12 protein-coding genes are annotated in these 16,672 nt (G+C 58.5%); 3 read left to right on the top strand and 9 right to left on the bottom strand.

What is annotated here, in order from left to right:
* The 3 genes from AC13CE_RS01895 to AC13CE_RS01885 form a co-directional block, all read right to left on the bottom strand.
* A partial coding sequence (locus AC13CE_RS01895) for a hypothetical protein (protein ID WP_482971297.1) occupies positions 1 to 236 on the bottom strand: 236 nt, incomplete at its 3' end.
* A gap of 229 nt (positions 237 to 465) precedes the next feature.
* On the bottom strand, positions 466 to 1,416 hold the full coding sequence (locus tag AC13CE_RS01890; protein WP_482971296.1) for an MlaD family protein: 951 nt from the start codon (positions 1,414 to 1,416) through the stop codon (positions 466 to 468).
* Positions 1,389 to 1,865, bottom strand: coding sequence for a MarR family transcriptional regulator (locus tag AC13CE_RS01885; RefSeq protein WP_225082872.1), 477 nt, complete (start codon positions 1,863 to 1,865; stop codon positions 1,389 to 1,391). The genes AC13CE_RS01890 and AC13CE_RS01885 overlap by 28 nt, the downstream gene beginning before the upstream one ends.
* 177 nt (positions 1,866 to 2,042) lie before the next feature.
* Between AC13CE_RS01885 and AC13CE_RS01880 the strand changes: the two genes are divergently transcribed.
* From AC13CE_RS01880 to AC13CE_RS01870, 3 genes are read left to right on the top strand one after another with little or no spacing between them, the layout of a single operon-like run.
* Positions 2,043 to 3,170, top strand: coding sequence for an HlyD family secretion protein (locus AC13CE_RS01880; protein ID WP_482971295.1), 1,128 nt, complete (start codon positions 2,043 to 2,045; stop codon positions 3,168 to 3,170).
* Between the two features lie 3 nt (positions 3,171 to 3,173).
* Entirely contained in the window at positions 3,174 to 4,727 is a 1,554-nt protein-coding gene (locus tag AC13CE_RS01875; protein WP_482971294.1) for a DHA2 family efflux MFS transporter permease subunit, read from the top strand.
* Between the two features lie 37 nt (positions 4,728 to 4,764).
* Positions 4,765 to 6,252, top strand: a complete 1,488-nt coding sequence (locus AC13CE_RS01870; RefSeq protein WP_482971298.1) for an efflux transporter outer membrane subunit — start codon at positions 4,765 to 4,767, stop codon at positions 6,250 to 6,252.
* Between the two features lie 440 nt (positions 6,253 to 6,692).
* Here AC13CE_RS01870 and AC13CE_RS01865 read toward each other — a convergent pair whose 3' ends face one another.
* The 6 genes from AC13CE_RS01865 to AC13CE_RS01840 form a co-directional block, all read right to left on the bottom strand.
* A complete protein-coding gene (locus AC13CE_RS01865) occupies positions 6,693 to 9,629 on the bottom strand; it encodes a TonB-dependent receptor (RefSeq protein WP_089213975.1) in 2,937 nt (978 codons plus the stop codon).
* A 419-nt stretch (positions 9,630 to 10,048) separates the two neighbouring features.
* Positions 10,049 to 11,020, bottom strand: a complete 972-nt coding sequence (locus tag AC13CE_RS01860) for an alpha/beta fold hydrolase (protein WP_067182404.1) — start codon at positions 11,018 to 11,020, stop codon at positions 10,049 to 10,051.
* On the bottom strand, positions 11,017 to 12,654 hold the full coding sequence (locus tag AC13CE_RS01855) for a flavin-containing monooxygenase (RefSeq protein WP_067182402.1): 1,638 nt from the start codon (positions 12,652 to 12,654) through the stop codon (positions 11,017 to 11,019). Before AC13CE_RS01855 ends, AC13CE_RS01860 begins: the two co-directional genes overlap by 4 nt.
* Positions 12,651 to 14,261 (bottom strand): acyl-CoA synthetase, encoded by a 1,611-nt coding sequence (locus AC13CE_RS01850; RefSeq protein WP_067182399.1) that lies wholly within the window; start codon positions 14,259 to 14,261, stop codon positions 12,651 to 12,653. Before AC13CE_RS01850 ends, AC13CE_RS01855 begins: the two co-directional genes overlap by 4 nt.
* A gap of 63 nt (positions 14,262 to 14,324) precedes the next feature.
* A complete protein-coding gene (locus tag AC13CE_RS01845; protein ID WP_482971293.1) occupies positions 14,325 to 15,416 on the bottom strand; it encodes an acyl-CoA dehydrogenase family protein in 1,092 nt (363 codons plus the stop codon).
* The gene (locus tag AC13CE_RS01840) at positions 15,416 to 16,666 is read right to left on the bottom strand and encodes an acyl-CoA dehydrogenase family protein (protein WP_067182395.1); all 1,251 of its coding nucleotides are present in this window, start codon (positions 16,664 to 16,666) and stop codon (positions 15,416 to 15,418) included. Before AC13CE_RS01840 ends, AC13CE_RS01845 begins: the two co-directional genes overlap by 1 nt.
* Positions 16,667 to 16,672: the final 6 nt, after the last annotated feature.

Genomic DNA, 16,672 nt, shown 5'->3' with positions numbered 1-16,672 from the left:
CCATTTCTGACTGTTTTTCCGATGCTTAAGCCGGAACTATGGGCACCAAACCGTAACAGTGAATCGTAGCAAACACGCTCCGAGGACCGTGTTTCTGACGATTTATTCAATGATTTCAATGAGTTGGTGCCCAGAAGAGGAAAAATCACTTCGATAGACTGGGTTTGCTCGATCTGATCGGCATTTTCCTGTTTGTTTTCAGGGCTGGTGAGTTCGAGTCCCAGAAGAGGCATCACATTCGAACTTCTTTTCCGTTTAATTTCTGATGTTTAGATATTTCGGTCAAGCTGAAAAGCCCGCAAAAGGCCCGCAAAATCCCTCTAATGTATTGGTTCGATGCCTTTTTTAGGACTCGGAATTTCAATTTCAAACTTGACCGCGGAGTAGGTCGTTATCCGCTTTGCGCTCCAATCTCCGCTATTCTACGGGCTGCGCGCTCTGCCCGGAAGCAGTCATCCGTTCGGTTTACTTTAAATCATCGATATTCGTTCCAGCTTCTCTTCTTTTTGGCCGATAGTCTGGGAGGGGAGGATTTGATGTAATTCCCTCAACCTGAATATCTTCGATTTTTTCACTGAGAGGAGCAAGTTCGCGACTAAGCTCGCGAAGGTCCGTTTCACCTTCAACCAAAGAATCTTCGACCGCCGGAATGCCACTCCTTATCTGGGAAAGTTTGTTTTCAGCGTTCTGCACCCCCTCCCTGAATTGGCGAAGGCGTCGTTGCGCGATAGCCGAAGCGCTCCGCCCTGAGATCCGCCGATCTGCATCTCGAAGATTATTTCCCCATCCACCAACCCTTTGCCCTAAGTCTAACAATCTTCCTTTTGTTGAGGCCAATCGTTCGTCCCAACCTTCGGCGTCCGATGCGAGTGCGGCCGTCGTGACTCGAAGCTGGACAAGATCGGAGGTGATCACCCGTTGCTTTTCTGGCTCCAGTCCTTCGTTCAGAGCGCGAATGCTATTTGCCACGGTCTCTACAGTGGCGGTCGCATCCCTCCCCAATAGTCCGGTTTCGTCCGCGGCGGGAATGATCTTTTTTCCTGACTTGTCGGTGTAAATGCCCTGACGACCCCGTCGGCCCTCGAGCACGAGCGCAGCCTCTCCAGTTATCAGATCCGTGCTGATTGTCGCTTCAAGGCCGTGGACTTTCGCCGCAGAAGGATCGAGAGTCAGAACAACGACCACGTTTTCCGGTTCATTTTCCGCCAGACGGACCGATGTTACCTGTCCCACAGGGACTCCCGATAGTGTTACAGTCGATCCCGACTGAAGGCCTTCCACGGAGCGATCAAACTTGATCTGATATGTTTCCTGATTTGGTCTGGGATCGATTAGCCACATCGCGAAAGCGATGGTCGTAAGCATCAGAATGCCAACGATCCACGCCACTAGGGAGAAGTTTGCGTTAGTTTCCATCTAGCACGCCGCCAGCGGTTTGTTCGTCCGGCAGAGGGCCGGTGCAATGAAAGTTCGCGTCCCGCATGCTCCATTCGGTTGTCCGCTATAGAACATGACCGAGGTTCGTCCCCTGGCGCAATCGCCACGAGCGGGGCATCCGGGCGCGTCGAATGTGTTTTGGTTTGAGATCGGCCTAGTCCCAACACGGGCGTGATGCCGCCCCGCCCGTGGCGACCGAATATTGCTATGACTTGCGCAAGCCGCGTCCGGTCACTCAAGCGCGAAGGCGTCATGTCTTCCAGGCCGCTGCTGGAGGATGTGATTTCAAGTCTCCTGGCGATGTCCGTCTGGTTCAGGGCAGGAGCTCTGATGAGCTGCGCCAACACACGCCACTGCGTACGATTGAGGCTCAGCGGCTGTGCTCGGTCATCGAATGCCTTGCGCGCGGCGCGGCTGATCTGGTCCATCATGAAGATCGCTCGATCATCGTGGGTGATGACATTGTCGAGTGCGAGAGTGCCCTCATCTTCTGGCATGAGACATTCCTATCGATCGGAGAAAAATAGTAAAGGACTTTCGCATTTTGTTTTGACCGCTATATCGCTCGCGCAGTGGCTCAAACGATGGCGAGGAGCGAAATAATCATGGCGGACGAGACCGCAGGGGCTAGCGATGAAGGCGCACGTCCGACGGGGTTGTCCAGTCCGCGGGTCCGGCTGGGTCTGCTGATCGCCGGCATTCTGGTCCTGCTCGCCGGGAGCTACTGGTATTACAATCATCAGACGTACGGCAGATTCCAGCAGTCCACCGACAACGCTTATATTGCCGCCGACAGCGTCATCATCTCCCCCAAAATTGCGGGCTACGTCGAGCGCGTATTAGTGACGGAGAATCAAACAGTCGCGTCGGGCGATGCGCTTGTCCAGCTGGACGTGCGAGATTATCGTGCCCAAACGAACCAGGTCGAAGCCCAGATCGCCGCGTCGCTCGCCGGAGCAGATACGGTACGCGCCCAGCAACAAGAGCAGGACGCGGCAATTGCCCAGGCCCGTGCACAGCTCGCAGCGGCATCTGCACAGGCTGGTCTCGCTGCTGAGCAGGTTGTCCGGTACCGCCCCCTTGCCGCTTCGGGAGCGGAGCCGCGCGAGAGGCTCGATCAGCTGGAGGCCCAGGCCAGAGAAGCGCAGGCTCAAGTCGCGGCAGCGCGCGCCGCGCTCACGGCGGCACAGCGCCGACAGAACACGCTTAGCGAGCAGATAGACCAGGCCAATTCGCAAGCCAACGCCGCTCGTGCGCAACTCGAGGCCGCCCGTCTGAACCTGTCATCGACCACGCTCCAGGCCAGTATTTCCGGGCGGGTGGGTGACCTCACGGTCCGACCTGGACAATTTGTCCAGCCTGGCCAACGCCTTATGAGCCTCGTACCGACCGACCGCCTCTACGTGACGGCGAATTTCAAGGAAACGCAACTCGGTCTCGTTCGCCCCGGGCAACCCGTCACCCTGGAAATCGACGCGCTGCCCGACCTCGAGTTATCGGGAAGAGTGGAAAGTATCGCCCCCGGAACCGGCGCGGAATTCTCGATCCTACCTCCGCAAAACGCGACGGGTAACTTCACCAAGATCGTTCAGCGCGTCCCGGTGCGCATATCCATCGAGGCTCCGCCCGAGATCCTGCGTCTGCTGGTGCCGGGCATGTCCGTTGTCGCGAGTGTCGATACGCGCGCCGCCAGAGACGAACTCGATTCGATCCGCAACGCGGCCGAAGACTGACCGATGGCAGGCGCCGCTGCAGCGGTTTCGCCGCCGGTCGAAAAGGCCGATGCTACGGCTTGGATCGCCGTAGCCGCCGGCGCGCTGGGGGCGATGCTGGCAACGCTTGACATCTCGATCGTCAATTCGGCGCTGCCGACGATCCAGGGGGAAATCGGCGCTACCGGAACCGAGGGCACCTGGATCGCGACAGCCTTCCTTGTTGCCGAGATCATCATCATCCCTCTGAGCGCGTGGCTGGAAAGACTGCTCGGCCTTCGCACGCTGCTCATAGTCGCGGTTTCTGCTTTCACGGCCTTTTCGGTGTTGTGCGGCATTGCCACCGATCTGACGACGATGATCATCGGTCGCACCGGTCAAGGGTTCATGGGCGGCGCGCTTATTCCAACCGCCATGACCATCGTCGCAAAGCGACTGCCTCCATCGCAACAGCCGATTGGCATGGCGCTCTTCGGAATGACCGTGGTTCTTGGGCCGGTAATGGGCCCGTTGGTGGGGGGCTGGCTTACCGAGAACCTGAGCTGGCACTACGCCTTCTTCGTCAACGTGCCCGTCTGCGCGTTGCTCCTTGCTTTACTATTCATCGGGCTACCCCATGAAAAGCCGGACTGGGTTTACCTGCGCGAGGCTGATTGGGCGGGAATAGCCGGTATGATCCTTGGGTTGGGTGGGCTGACCATCGTGCTGGAAGAAGGCCACCGCGAGGAATGGTTCGAATCCACGCTGATCGTGAAGCTCACTGTGATGACGGTCGTCGGCTTCGCGCTCCTGATCTACGGGCAGCTGTATGCACGCAAGCCGGTGCTCAAATTGCGCCTGATGCTCAGCAGGCAGTTTGCCAGTGTCGTGGTGATGGCACTGGCGCTTGGCATGGTCATGTATGGCTCGACCTACGTGATCCCGCAATTTCTCGCGATTATTTCCGATTATAACGCCTTGCAGACCGGACTGGTCATCTTCTGGATGGGTGTTCCGGCCTTCCTGCTGATGCCTGTGCTGCCCTTCATGATACGAAGGATACACATCCGGATTGCTGTGGGCGCGGGCATGTTCATCATGGCGCTAAGCTGCTTCGTCAGCATAAATCTGACAGCGGAATCGGGAGGTGGAGTGTTCACCGAAAGCCAGTTCCTGCGCGGCATCGGCATGATCCTCACGATGATGTTCCTCAACCAGGCGACGGTAGCTTCGGTTGCCAAGGAGGATGCCGGCGATGCTTCCGGGATCTTCAACGCCGCGCGAAACCTAGGGGGCTCTTTCGCGCTCGCCGGGCTTGCTTCGTTCCAGGACCAGCGCCTGTGGCATCATAGTCGGCGGATGGAGGAAACTCTCAACGCCAACAGCCCCCGGCTACAGGAATACCTGGACACCATGACGGCGTCGCTGGGCAATCCACAGGCCGCGCTGGAGATGCTTTCCGGCATCATTCAGCGCGATGCGTTCGTGATGACCTACAACGATGTCTTTTTCGCCATGGGCGCGATTACCCTGGTCACGGTGCCGCTGGTACTGTTCCTCAAGCCTCTCCCGAAGAACTTATCCCTTTCGATGCACTGAGAACTCTATGCGCAAGACCCTAACCCTCCTCGCTCCCATGGCGCTCCTCGCGGGTTGCATGTCCGTTCCCGACTATGCCGGCCCCCCGCAACTTGCGACCGACGCAGGCAATGCGTTCGTACGGGCTGGCCCCGAAATCGATCCGTTGGCGCCGATTGCCGGCGACTGGTGGACGCTGCTCGGCGATCCGGTTCTCAATGAACTTGAGGCGCGTGCGCTGGCCGGCAATCCGGGCGTGGCCGCAGCGCGCGCTCGCATCGAACAGGCAAGGGCTGCCGTCCGCCAGGAGCGCGCCAACCGGCTACCCGCCGTGGCTGCGCAGGCGACTGCGGTCCAGGCGAATATCCCAGGGCTGGATATCGGCAGCGGCCCGCCCCCGGGATCGCCCGGCGCTCCTGCTGACGACGAAGAGCAGGACAGCGTCAGCGTCTACAACCTCGGGCTCAACGCAAACTGGGAGATCGATTTCGCTGGGGGGCAGGCACGGCGTGTCGAGGCCATTAACGCTCAGGCTGCGGCCTCGGTGGCGAACGCCGAGGATGCGAAAGTCCAGCTCGCCGCCGAGGTCGCGCGGGCGTATGTGGGCCTGCGAGAAGCGCAGGGGCGACTCGAGCTTGTCCAGCGAGAGCGCGACTTGCAGCAGCAAATTCTCGAACTGACCTATCAGCGCTATACACAGGGCGCTCTCGCACTGTTTCCGGTCGGTGACGCGAACGCCGAGCTCGAACTGCTCAAGTCGCAGATCGCCGAAGCTCAAGCGGACATCGATGTGTTCAAGGACACACTCGCGGTGCTGACGGGCGAAGCGCCCGGCGCACTCGACGGGCTCCTGGCGGCTCAGGCCGAAATTCCGCTTCCCCCCGAACGGGTCGCGGTGGGCGATCCCGCAGCGCTAATAGCGCGGCGGCCGGATGTTCGAGCCGCCGAACGCATGCTGGCCGCGGCGAATGCGCGCATTGGCGTGGCAGAGGCTGCTCGCTTCCCAAAGATTTCCTTCATGGGGATTCTCGGTTTGGGCGGATCGGAGCCCGACGACATCCTGGACCCGGGCAACTTATCGGCAATCGCTTTGCCGCGGCTGCAGTGGAACCTGCTTGATTTCGGCCGCACGGCAGCATCGATCGATCAGGCCGAGAGTGCGCGCGACGCGGCCGAAGCGCGCTATCTTGAAGTGGTCCTGGGCGCACTACGCGACGCCGAACAATCGCTTGCTCGGTTCGGGCAACAAAGAGCCAACGTAGCCGCGCTGGCGCAGATCAGTCGGCAGGCCGACACGGCTGCGGAGCTTAACGAGCAACGCCGCGCCGCGGGGGTAATCTCGCAAGGCGAACTCAACACTTCGATCCGCAAGCGCGCACAGGCCAGAGCAAATCTCGATCGGGCGATCGCCGCCATGACAAATGGCTGGATCGCGATCCAGAAGTCGCTTGGGTTGGGATGGGTCGAATTGTCTCGCGACAATCGCACGTCGGTTGAGCCAGCTCCGGTCGATCGAAAATCAGTTATGAAACCTGAACAGAGTTAGGATAAGTTTTCTCAGAAGTCTGCCCCGCAGCCCCTTCCAACTTTTCCTAACGCGTCAGCACCTCGTGCACTGTGACCCAATCTTGGATCATAGGGGTCAGCATGTTTCCGCCTTTCGCAGAGTGCGTTTGCCAGTATCACCATCGGATATCCCGATTGCAATATTCGGTGACTCTTCATTGTCGTATCTATGTAAGGCCTTAAGCTTTCCGCGAGCATCTCGTAGCGACATCAACGAGCGATCGTACAGGCAGTTCGAGTGCAGCTCGCATTTGGCCGGTTCGATGACCGCCTTGTCGGTAGGCTTACGAGGCGGTCATCGAGCATTACGCCGCTCTGGAAAAGCTATAAAGTCATGGGTCGAAATACGAACTAGCTGGCACTGTCCGTTCGGATCGTTGGGAGGACCACCGATCTCCCCGCCAACACGATCTGGACCTGTTAGAAACTGAACCCCAAAGCAACACCATATCTACGAGGATCCAAAGTGTAGATATTGGTAAAATTCCCCGAGGATGCGTCGGTCAAGTACAATCCTGTCACCGAGCTGCTGTCGAAAATGTTCTGAACAAATCCGCGCACGAACCAACGCTCATCCGCACTGTTCAACTGCACGATCGCGTTGGCTTGCACGAATGGCTCGATCCGGTTGACCCTGCCGTTAAAGATATTGCCGTATTGCTCACCAGTCAGCGCTACGTCCACGCGAGGAACCAGAGTCATGCCATTGTCGAAAGTGGCGGTGTACTGCACACCCATCGAAACCTTCATTTCGGGGGCCTGCGGCAACTTGTTCCCTTTTAAGTTGACCTCTACGCCAGGGCTTAATACCGCAAGGCCGCTGCCCGCCGGAACGGCTCCGGCCAAGACATCGCAAATGCTGAATGCGCCGCTTGACGCAAGATTGCCGTCATTAGGAAATTCTTCGGGACCACGAAGACCCAGAGCTGCGTTCACTCCGGCCACGAATGCGTCGGCCGCGCCGGGGGCTGGCCCGGTTACGGCACAATTAGCACCGTTGCTGATATCCTTGATGATGACGGCATCAGGATCGCCGCCACCCGGGTCGCGCGGATTGGAGAAGAACTGGTCGCCGGCAACTTCCGCGTTGAGATAACTGAACGTCAAGTTGACAAGCCAATCGGGATCGGGCCGGATAACGGACTCTAGTTCCACACCCCAGATATCGGCATCGATAGTATCATTAACTGAGGTACGGGCGACGATGCGGCTAAGCTGCAACCCGCTATACTTATAGTAGAATGCAGTAGCGTTTAATTGCAGTGCGCCATTCGCAAAGGTATTTTTCGATCCGATTTCAAATGCGTCGATGGTTTCTGATCCGAAGCTTTCAGCCACATCGAAAACGGGCGAAAGGGGCGGGTTGATACCCCCGGATTTATAGCCCCTGGCATAAGATGCGTAAATCGAATTGTCAGGCGTAACTTCGTAGTCGAGCACCGCACGCCCGGTTATTTCATCGAAACCTACTTCTCTAAATTGCGTCAGCTGCTCACCTGGCGTACCAGGATCGGCATCAAAAAGACCAGAGGGACCGGTTAAGGGAGTGATCGGGCTGTCGAACGGCTCCCCGTCATTCGCGTAAGGATTGAGGAAGCTAATCAAGGTCGTGCGCGCAGTCACGTCTTTCTTGTCGTCGTTATACCGCAAACCTCCGGTGAAGGTCAGACGCTCGGTCAGGTCGACGTAGATCTCTCCGAACACACCGAAGCTCTCAAGATTAGCCTCGAGAGAATTGTTGCGGTACATGGATGTTGCGAAGTAGGATGGCGGTGCACCGCCTGCCAAAGTACCAAACGATCCCAGAATGGCACTGGCGTAGTCAAGCGCGAATGAGTTTACATAGTAACTGTTGTCGGTAGTCTTGGACTTTGCATAGATCCCTCCGAGCAGGAAATTGAATGCTCCGTCGAAATCACTGGAAAGGAGGATTTCGCCGCTCCAGGATTCGCGTTGCTCTGAAGACCTGTCGAAGGATAGCGGCGTTTCGCCGCACAATACATTACCTTCGAACGCGCCCCTGTTCCCATCATCGTTATCGGAGGTGCACAATACGCCCCCTGGGCCATTGGGGATGAGAGCCTCCACAATCGGGGTAAAATACGCCGACGAACCTGGCACGAACGCCGGTGCAGGTGCGGGGAGGCCGGTAGGCAAACCGTTGGCCGCGAAGCCGGACAACACGTTCAAGGCCGTAGCAAAGCCGGTACGATCCTGAATGCCCAAAAAGTAGTCCTGCCGGGAATCGACTTCGGTGTCCTGATAAAGACCGGTTGCAGTCAGTGTCATAGCTCCGATGCGCTGCTCGAGACGGGCCTGTAGCTGCACTTCATCGGCAAAATAGAATGGAGTATACGCCGTGTTTACCGTGCGCACATCGTCGGGCTTATCGAATCCTGCAAATGCATCGGGGCCGTACAGGCTTCCCAATCCCAGTACTGAGGGAATTCCCTGAATAGCGAAGAACTCTTGCGAACTGAGCGTTGCGCCGACTGTGGAATTGGCATTGGTGATGTCAAAGTCGCGGCGATTGTTCAGACAACCCAGCACGCCGAGCGGGTCACGCTGGCAGGCCTGCTTTTGATTACGTAAACGGGTGTCATCTTCCCTGAAATAATATGCCATGAAGTCGAGAGTGGTATCGGCACCGGGTTCAAAACGAAGAGAACCACGAACAGCGTACATGTCTCGGTCGTCGACATCCGAATTGTCGAAAAGGTTTGTGGTGTAACCGTCGCGATTCAGAAAGAATCCGGCTACCCGAACGCCGATAGAATCGCCGATCGGGACATTGACCATCCCCTCGGCCTTGATGCTGTTGTAATTCCCATACTCGAACTCTCCGGCCGCGCCGAAAGAACCGAGGTCAGGCTTGGCTGTCACAAGGTTGACAACACCCGAGGTAGCGTTGCGGCCGAAGAGGGTGCCCTGCGGCCCCCGTAGGACCTCAATTCGCTCAAGGTCAAAATATTCTGTTTCGAACAGCCGGGTACCAAAAAGAGGGGAACCATTGATATGGATAGCCGTCGCTGCGTCACACGTCACACCAACACAAAGATCGCCGATACCACGGATGGTGAAGGACGACCCGGTGAAGTTGCCCTTCGAAAATGAGACGTTCGGGAGCGTCAATTGAAGGTCAGCAGCGTTTTCGATCTGCTGGCTTTCGAGAGCCGTAGCATCGAAGGCACTGACCGCGATCGGCACCTCTTGCAGACTTTGAGATTGGCGTTGGGCCGTCACGATGATTACGGATCCTTGGGGTTCCGCCTCATCAGTTGTGGAATCCTGCGCTAAAGCCATCTGCGGCCAAGCCAAGATGGCCGAAGTGGCGAGCACCATCGCTCTCAGTGTCATATAGCATCCCTTCCCATCTCTTCAGTGCGACGATAATTGGCTCCGCCGCTTACTGCAAAATGGGGCGACCTCGAGGGTCGCCCCTTAGTCTGTGGAGAGGAGAGGGAGAGAATTAGCCCAATCCCCGTCCATGGGCATATACATCCGCGTGATATTAGTAAAGCGCCTTATCTTTTGACCCCATGGGCCACGATCCAGATCGCACGCGGAGTGAACGTTTGCTAAAGATCAGCAATGGTTGGCGCGCTAAGCGAGTTGCTCCCGATAAAGCTTTTGCCCCAGCTGGCATCGAGACCAACGAAGCGTTCGCCGTGCCGACGGCGACAATGGTTCGGATATAGTACAAGATGAATATGGACGCCCTTTACCCCCATCTCGCTGGCCTCTGACCAGGAACCAGCCTCTTAGTATGGGGGATCTCAGAGGCTCCAAAAGGCCAGTACCGCCCGAAGCGCAGCGACGAACGCGAGCGGCTGATCCAGCATGAGATGATGGCGTGCATCGGGCACTGCAACAATTGGTATCTTTCCCCCTCCCAGTTCCCGGATATAGCGGGCGGAATCGCGATCAAAGAGCTGACTTTTCTCGCCGTACACAATCGCTTTGCGCCCGGGCGCATCGACCAGCCTCTGGCCTACTGTCAGCCATTCGTCGGGCTTGTTGCTGCGCCGGAACACTTCGGGAGAAAACTTCCATGTCCACTCCTCGCCATCGCGGCGGAGAGAGTGATAGGCCATGTAATCCATCAGGAACGGCTCACCAACTGCCTGCGGCGGCGACAGGATATACCTCTCGCGCGCCGCTTCGTAGGTGGGGTAGCGTCGCACCGGTTTGTCAGGATTACCCGACCCGGGGCTCGATCTGCCCATGGTCCAGTATTTCTCCAGCTTTTCGGGCCGCATCACCATGAGATCGCAGACAATAACGCCGGCGAAGGCATCCGGCGATTGGGAAACGGCGGTCAGCGCTGCACCCGAGCCGAAGCTATGGGCGATGATCGTCGGTCTGCTTCCATCCGCAAACAAATCGAGCGCTTCGCTGATCTCGACGAATTCCTTTCCCCGCGCAGCTATATCGGCCACGCCGCGCATCTCGCTATCGCCCATACCGGCCAGATCGAACGCCACCACGTCGTAGTCTTCGGCAAGGTACGGTGCGATGAAGGCAAAGCAGCGGGCATGGGCGAGAAAACCGTGAGTCATGAGCAATTTGGGCCGGTCACGCTTGCCCCAGCGAAGATAATGCACCCGCGCGCCACCAACCTCTACGAAGCCTTCCTCACGGGGCACGCTCAGCGCCCAGGCGAACCATTCGGGTATATCCGCCCCGTCGCCGGCCCATACGGGATCGATATCTGCTGACCCGTCGTGGATTGGTTTCATTTCATTCATTTCGGCGCAGTCTCCATACCGGATAGTGTATTCCTGATAAAACCACGATAATCGTGCCGTGCGACATCGTGGCATAGATCGGCGTAACCAGATACGCTGGGGAAATTGATCAGTTGTCGGGGTTTGCCGGGAATATTGGCGCCCATGTACCACGATTCAGCCTTGGGGAAGAGCGTCATCGACCCTACTTGGGCGACCATATCGGTCCAGCTTCGCTCGGCCAGCGCATCGGCTTCGAAAAGGCCGATCCTGTTATCGCGCAGCCAGATCAGGAAATCGCAGATCCAGTCACCCTGGATTTCGGCGCTTGTCGGACCGTTGGAAAAGCCTGAAGGGCTGAGCGGGCCGTAGGCGAACAGCATGTTCGGAAATTGGGCGACGGCCATGCCTAGATAGGCTTTGATCTCGCTCTTCCATGCTTCTGCCAGCCCCAGCCCACCGCGGCCGGTGATGTTCATGTCGATGAGCCCGCCACGACCGGCATCGAAGCCGGTCGCGAAGACAATGAGATCGCACGGGATCATGCCAGTGGCTGTTTCTATCCCGGCCTCGGTGACGCGAGTGATCGCGGTGTCGTTCAGATCGACCAGCGTCACATTGTCTTGTGCGAAGATCTCGTAATAATTCTGTTCGAGCGATGGTCGCTTGGTCCCGAAGGGATGTGGCGGCTCATCGGGAGCGAGCTTCTCGGCAATGGTCGGGTCGCAGATCCGCTCGCGCACCTTGTCACGCCAGAACTCGTAGGCGTGGCGATTGGCGTCCTCGTTCGTCAGTATGTCAGCGAAATTATGATACCAGAAGCGCAACCCTCCTCGCTGCCACAAATCCTCGAAATGCGTAGTCCGCTCTTCCTCGGTCACAGCCAGGGCCGAGATGTCCAGCGATTGGCATTCGAAACCGCCACTTGTCGTAAGCCTTTTCTGGAAGACAGCGGGATATTCGGATTTTTCGCGAAGCTGACGATCAGCGTCCAGTTTTTCCTGCCGCATGGGAAGGGCGAGAATCGGGGTTCGCTGAAAAAGCGTCAGCTGCTCCGCGCAGCTTGCCGCCTCCTGCGCCACCTGTACGCCGCTGGCACCCGTGCCGATCAGGGCGATCCGGCGGCCAGAAAGGTCGATGCCTTCCTGCGGCCAGCGGGCGGTATGGCACCAGTCGCCTTCGAAATCGCTAAGACCCGGGATATCGGGAATGTAGGGTTTCGAGGCGAACCCCAGGGCCGGCAAAAGGAAACGCGCGCTTACTTTCCCGCCTTCGTCGAGCTTCAATCGCCAGTAGGCGGTGTCTTCATCGAACTGCGCGCTTTCGACCCGTGTTTTCATTCGCATTGCCGGCCAGAGGTCGAGCGTATCGCAGACGTGGAGGAAATAGGCGCGCAGTTCCTCCCAGCCTGGAAATCGTTCGCTCCACGTCCAGCTTTTCCATACTTCCGCAATGGAAAATTCGTAAAGTGGAACCTGGGAATCGACCCGTGCTCCCGGGTAGCGGTTCCAGTACCAGATTCCCCCCGGCTGCTCCGCTGCGTCTACCAGCAGAACGTCGAACCCCGCCTGACGCAGCTTGTAAAGCAGGTATATTCCGCTGAACCCGGCCCCGACGATTACGACATCATAGTCAGGAGGGGGCAAATGGCTCACGAGGCCCCGGCACCCGCTTTCGCGATCTCTTTGGCCGTAGTATAATCCGCCTTGCCGTTTGACGCGCGCAAGGCGGTTTGCGTTGGGCAAATCGCCTTGGGTGTTTTGTAGCCTGCCAATTGTTCCCGCACGTGATCCTTGATCGCTTGCGCGTCGAAGTCCGCATCCTGGGTCAAATGCACCACAGCGGTCACCGCTTCGCCCCATTTTTCGTCAGGCACCCCGACGACAAGCGCGTCGGCAATGGCGGGATGGGTTTTGAGCACTTCCTCCACCTCCTCGGGGTAAACCTTTTCACCTGCGGTGTTGATGCAGACGCTGCCGCGGCCCAGCAAGGTCAGGCTTCCATCGGATTCCACCCGGCACCAGTCGCCCGGGATGGAGTAACGCACGCCATCGATCGTCCTGAAAGTCTTGGCCGACTTTTCCGGGTCCTTGTAGTATCCTGTGGGGATTGCGCCCTTGCGGGCAATAAAGCCGGGCACGCCGCTCCCCGCCTCGACCTTCCGGTCGTTCTCGTCGAATACGTCGCAAAATTCCCCGATCCCGAATTTCGCGGTGTTGGTGCCGCCCTGTGCGGTCGTCACCGACAAGCCGTAGCCCAGCCCTTCCGAAGCGCCAAAACTGTCCATGAGGATGACCTGGGGGATATGTTTGCACAGGCCCGCCTTTACCTGTTTACTCCACATGACGCCGGACGAGATGATCGAAATCAGGCTGCTCGTGTCCCAGCGCTTCGGGTGGGCGTCCAGCGCCTGCAGCATGGGTTTGGCAAAAGCGTCACCGACAATGGCGATGCTCTGCACCTTGTGCTGGTCCACCGCATCCCACAATTCTTCCGCGTCGAAGGATGGATCGGACAGCGTGACGATGGCCCCGCCCGACATGAGCGTGCCGATAGCAGTAATGAACCCGGTTCCATGCATCAGCGGGCACGCCGGCAAAGTGATGCGTGCAAGCTCGCCCTGCTTCACCAGGGCCACCATTTCCTCCATGGTCTGGGGAACCGGACCCAGCAGCTTTTGCGCGTCGAGCTGAGCCTTGCGCATATCATCGTGTCGCCACATCACGCCCTTGGGCATGCCGGTGGTACCGCCTGTATATATGAACAGCAGGTCATCGGGAGAACGCTCGATATCGAGAGGCGCGCCGTTACCTTCTACAAGTTTTTCGTAAGGAAGCGCGAAGGAAGCGATCTGCGAAGCATCGCCGATTTCTACAAATGTATGAACCTTGGTCAACCGTTCCTTCAGTTCAAGAATGCAGTCGCGGAACTCGGAACTGTAAACAATTACCTCGCTATCGGAATCGTCGAAGATGTAGAAAACCTCCTCGGGACGGTAACGATAATTGATGTTCACGTGCGTGAGGCGGCCCTTGAAGCATGCGGCCATCAATTCCCCGTATTCGGAACGGTTGCGCATGTAGAAGGCTATCTTCGCCCCGTCGCCTGCACCTTGCGCGCGCAGATTGCGCGCCAAATTGTTCGAACGCTTCGACATTTCGGGCCAGGTAATGATCCGGTCGCCGTTAATCAGCGCCGGAGCATCTTCCGGGACCGCAGGTTCGATTGCATCAAGGATGTCGCCAAGGTTCCAGTCGATCACGTATTAATTCCTCTCTCCTTGGTGGCCACGATTTTGTCGGTAGCGTGCGCCTAATTCATCGTCTCATGCGACCTGCGTCCACCCCTGCAAGGCCGCTGCTTCGGCCCGGACCGCTTCGGGACCTCCCAGAACCTGGCGGTCGAAACCGATTCGCTTGAACCAGAAATGCAGACCTAGGAGATCGGTAAAACCCATCCCCCCATGCACCTCGGTTGAGGTTCGGGCGACAAAACGGTGGACTTCGCCCGTATGTGATTTGGCATGGCATGCCACCAGCGAAGCCTCGTCGGGCGTCGCATCGAACGCATGGGCGGCATACCAGACCAGCGAACGGCATGGTTCATGGCGGGCAGCCATTTCCGCGCACATATGCTTGACCGCCTGGAAGCTGCCGATCACTCGTCCGAACTGTTCGCGCTGCCCGGCATAGTCGACCGCTTTTTCGATCATAGCCTGGCCCGCACCGAGGCTATCGGCGGCTAGGAGCACCCGGCTGGCGTCCCGCAGGCGCCTGACTGTGGCCCCACCATCGTCCGCGAGAGCCTCGCCCGCTACGCCAGAAAACCGCAGCTCCCCTACGCTCCGGGTCCGGTCGATCGTTTTGAGAGCAACCTTCTCCAGACCCGCAGCATCGCCAGCTACGAAGTGCATACGACCGGCGGTATCGGCTACCAGAAACGCGTCGGCTTCCAGGAAGTCGAGCGCGAACAAAGCCGTTCCGTCGAGCTTTGCGCCGTCGAAGTCCACGCCTGCCCGGTCCCGGATCTCCACCGTTTCCGCGATCGCGACGGCGATTTGCGCCTCGCCCTTCGCTATCCTCGGCAGCCAGTGCGCCTTCAACTCCTCGCTACCGCCCTGTGCCAGCGCAAGGGGTGCCAGTACATGGGCACCGATAAAAGGCACCGGCGCGACGGCATAGCCGAGCTGCTCGGCCACAGCGGCGGCATCGAGCATTGTCATCCCGAGCCCGTCATGTTGCTCGGGAACCATCATTCCCCAAATGCCGATTTCGCCCAGCGCCGAACGCACGTTGTCGCTGAAGGGAACCGAGCCCTCCGCGCATTCGCGCACATGATCGAGCGGACAAGTATCAGCAAGAGTGCGGCTGATCGCGTCGCAGAGCATCTCCTGGTCTTGCGAAAGTCCGAAATCCATCAGGCGGCTCCCTTATTCTGCCCGCTTGCAACGGCCGTCGCCTGTTCGGCCGCGGGAGGCGTTGCGAACTTGGGTTCGCGCGGCATTTCCAGCCCGCGTTCGGCGATGATGTTCTTCTGGATCTGGGCGGTGCCTCCACCGATGATCAGACCAAGCTGGAACATGTAGTTCCACTGCCAGGCACCGTCTTCGCGCTCGCGCTCGCTTCCGTGATAGAGTATGCCCATCTCGCCCATTGCGTCGATCGCGAGCGCGGAAATCTGATGGGCGAGCTCACAGCTCTGCAGCTTCACGACAAGTTTCGCCATGCCGCCGGCATCCCCCCTAAGGCTGTTCGACAGGATGCGCATGCCGTTGAATTTCATCGCCGCGACTTCGGCTTGCAATGCAACCAGCCGGTCACGCAGAACGGCGTTGTCCATTGCGCAACCCTGGCCGATGCGTTCTTTTTGCATCAGCCTGACCAGCGCCTGGAGCCGGTTTTCCAGTGCATCGGGGTCGCCCAGCATGCCACGTTCATGGCCCAGTGTGGCATTGGCCACGTACCACCCCTGCCCGCGCTGCCCGACGATCTGGTCCAGGGGAACCCGCACGTCGGTAAAGAACGTTTCATTGAACTCGGCGTGACCGGTCATGGTCTTGAGTGGTCGGACCTCGATCCCTGGTGTGTCCATCGAGAAGATCAAGTAGGAGATGCCGCCGTGCTTGGGCGCGTCCGGTTCGGTCCGAACAAGGCAAAAGATCATGTCCGCCTGCTTGGCCGTGCTGGTCCAGATCTTCTGTCCGTTGATGACAAAGTCGCCATTTTCGACGCGGGCGCTGGTCTTGAGCGCGGCGAGGTCCGATCCCGCTCCAGGTTCCGAATATCCCTGACACCAGATTATCTCGCCATTAAGGGTCGGCTCGATCCATTGCTGTTTCTGGGCTTCGGTTCCGAGTTCCAGCAGCGTGGGAACGAGCATGGAAATGCCCTGGTTCGCAAGGCCTGCGGGGATGCCAGCGCGCGAAAATTCCTCGGCAATGATCCGCGATTTCAGGATGTCCGGCTCGGCTCCGTATCCGCCGTATTCCTTGGGAATCGTACGCGCCGTGTAACCATGCAGGATCAACAGCTTTTGCCATTCGACGGCTTCGGGGGAAGGGCGCGCGGCACGGCCTTGGCCATCGGGTGCGCGGTGACCGTGGGTTTGCAGGAACTGGCGCACTTCCTCGCGAAACGCGTCATACTGGGGTCCGTAGTCGAGATCCATCTTGGT

It is taken from the genome of Qipengyuania sp. B-5 (genome assembly GCF_056857815.1).
This window is presented reverse-complemented; position numbering and strand designations above follow the sequence as displayed.

Excerpts from the sequence above, each read along its gene's own strand:
- AC13CE_RS01880 (WP_482971295.1), top strand. The coding sequence starts at position 2,043 with ATGGCGGACGAGACCGCAGGGGCTAGCGATGAAGGCGCACGTCCGACG.
- AC13CE_RS01885 (WP_225082872.1), bottom strand. The coding sequence starts at position 1,865 with ATGGACCAGATCAGCCGCGCCGCGCGCAAGGCATTCGATGACCGAGCA.
- AC13CE_RS01845 (WP_482971293.1), bottom strand. The coding sequence starts at position 15,416 with ATGGATTTCGGACTTTCGCAAGACCAGGAGATGCTCTGCGACGCGATC.
- AC13CE_RS01865 (WP_089213975.1), bottom strand. The coding sequence starts at position 9,629 with ATGACACTGAGAGCGATGGTGCTCGCCACTTCGGCCATCTTGGCTTGG.
- AC13CE_RS01875 (WP_482971294.1), top strand. The coding sequence starts at position 3,174 with ATGGCAGGCGCCGCTGCAGCGGTTTCGCCGCCGGTCGAAAAGGCCGAT.
- AC13CE_RS01860 (WP_067182404.1), bottom strand. The coding sequence starts at position 11,020 with ATGAATGAAATGAAACCAATCCACGACGGGTCAGCAGATATCGATCCC.
- AC13CE_RS01840 (WP_067182395.1), bottom strand. The coding sequence starts at position 16,666 with ATGGATCTCGACTACGGACCCCAGTATGACGCGTTTCGCGAGGAAGTG.
- AC13CE_RS01870 (WP_482971298.1), top strand. The coding sequence starts at position 4,765 with ATGGCGCTCCTCGCGGGTTGCATGTCCGTTCCCGACTATGCCGGCCCC.
- AC13CE_RS01890 (WP_482971296.1), bottom strand. The coding sequence starts at position 1,416 with ATGGAAACTAACGCAAACTTCTCCCTAGTGGCGTGGATCGTTGGCATT.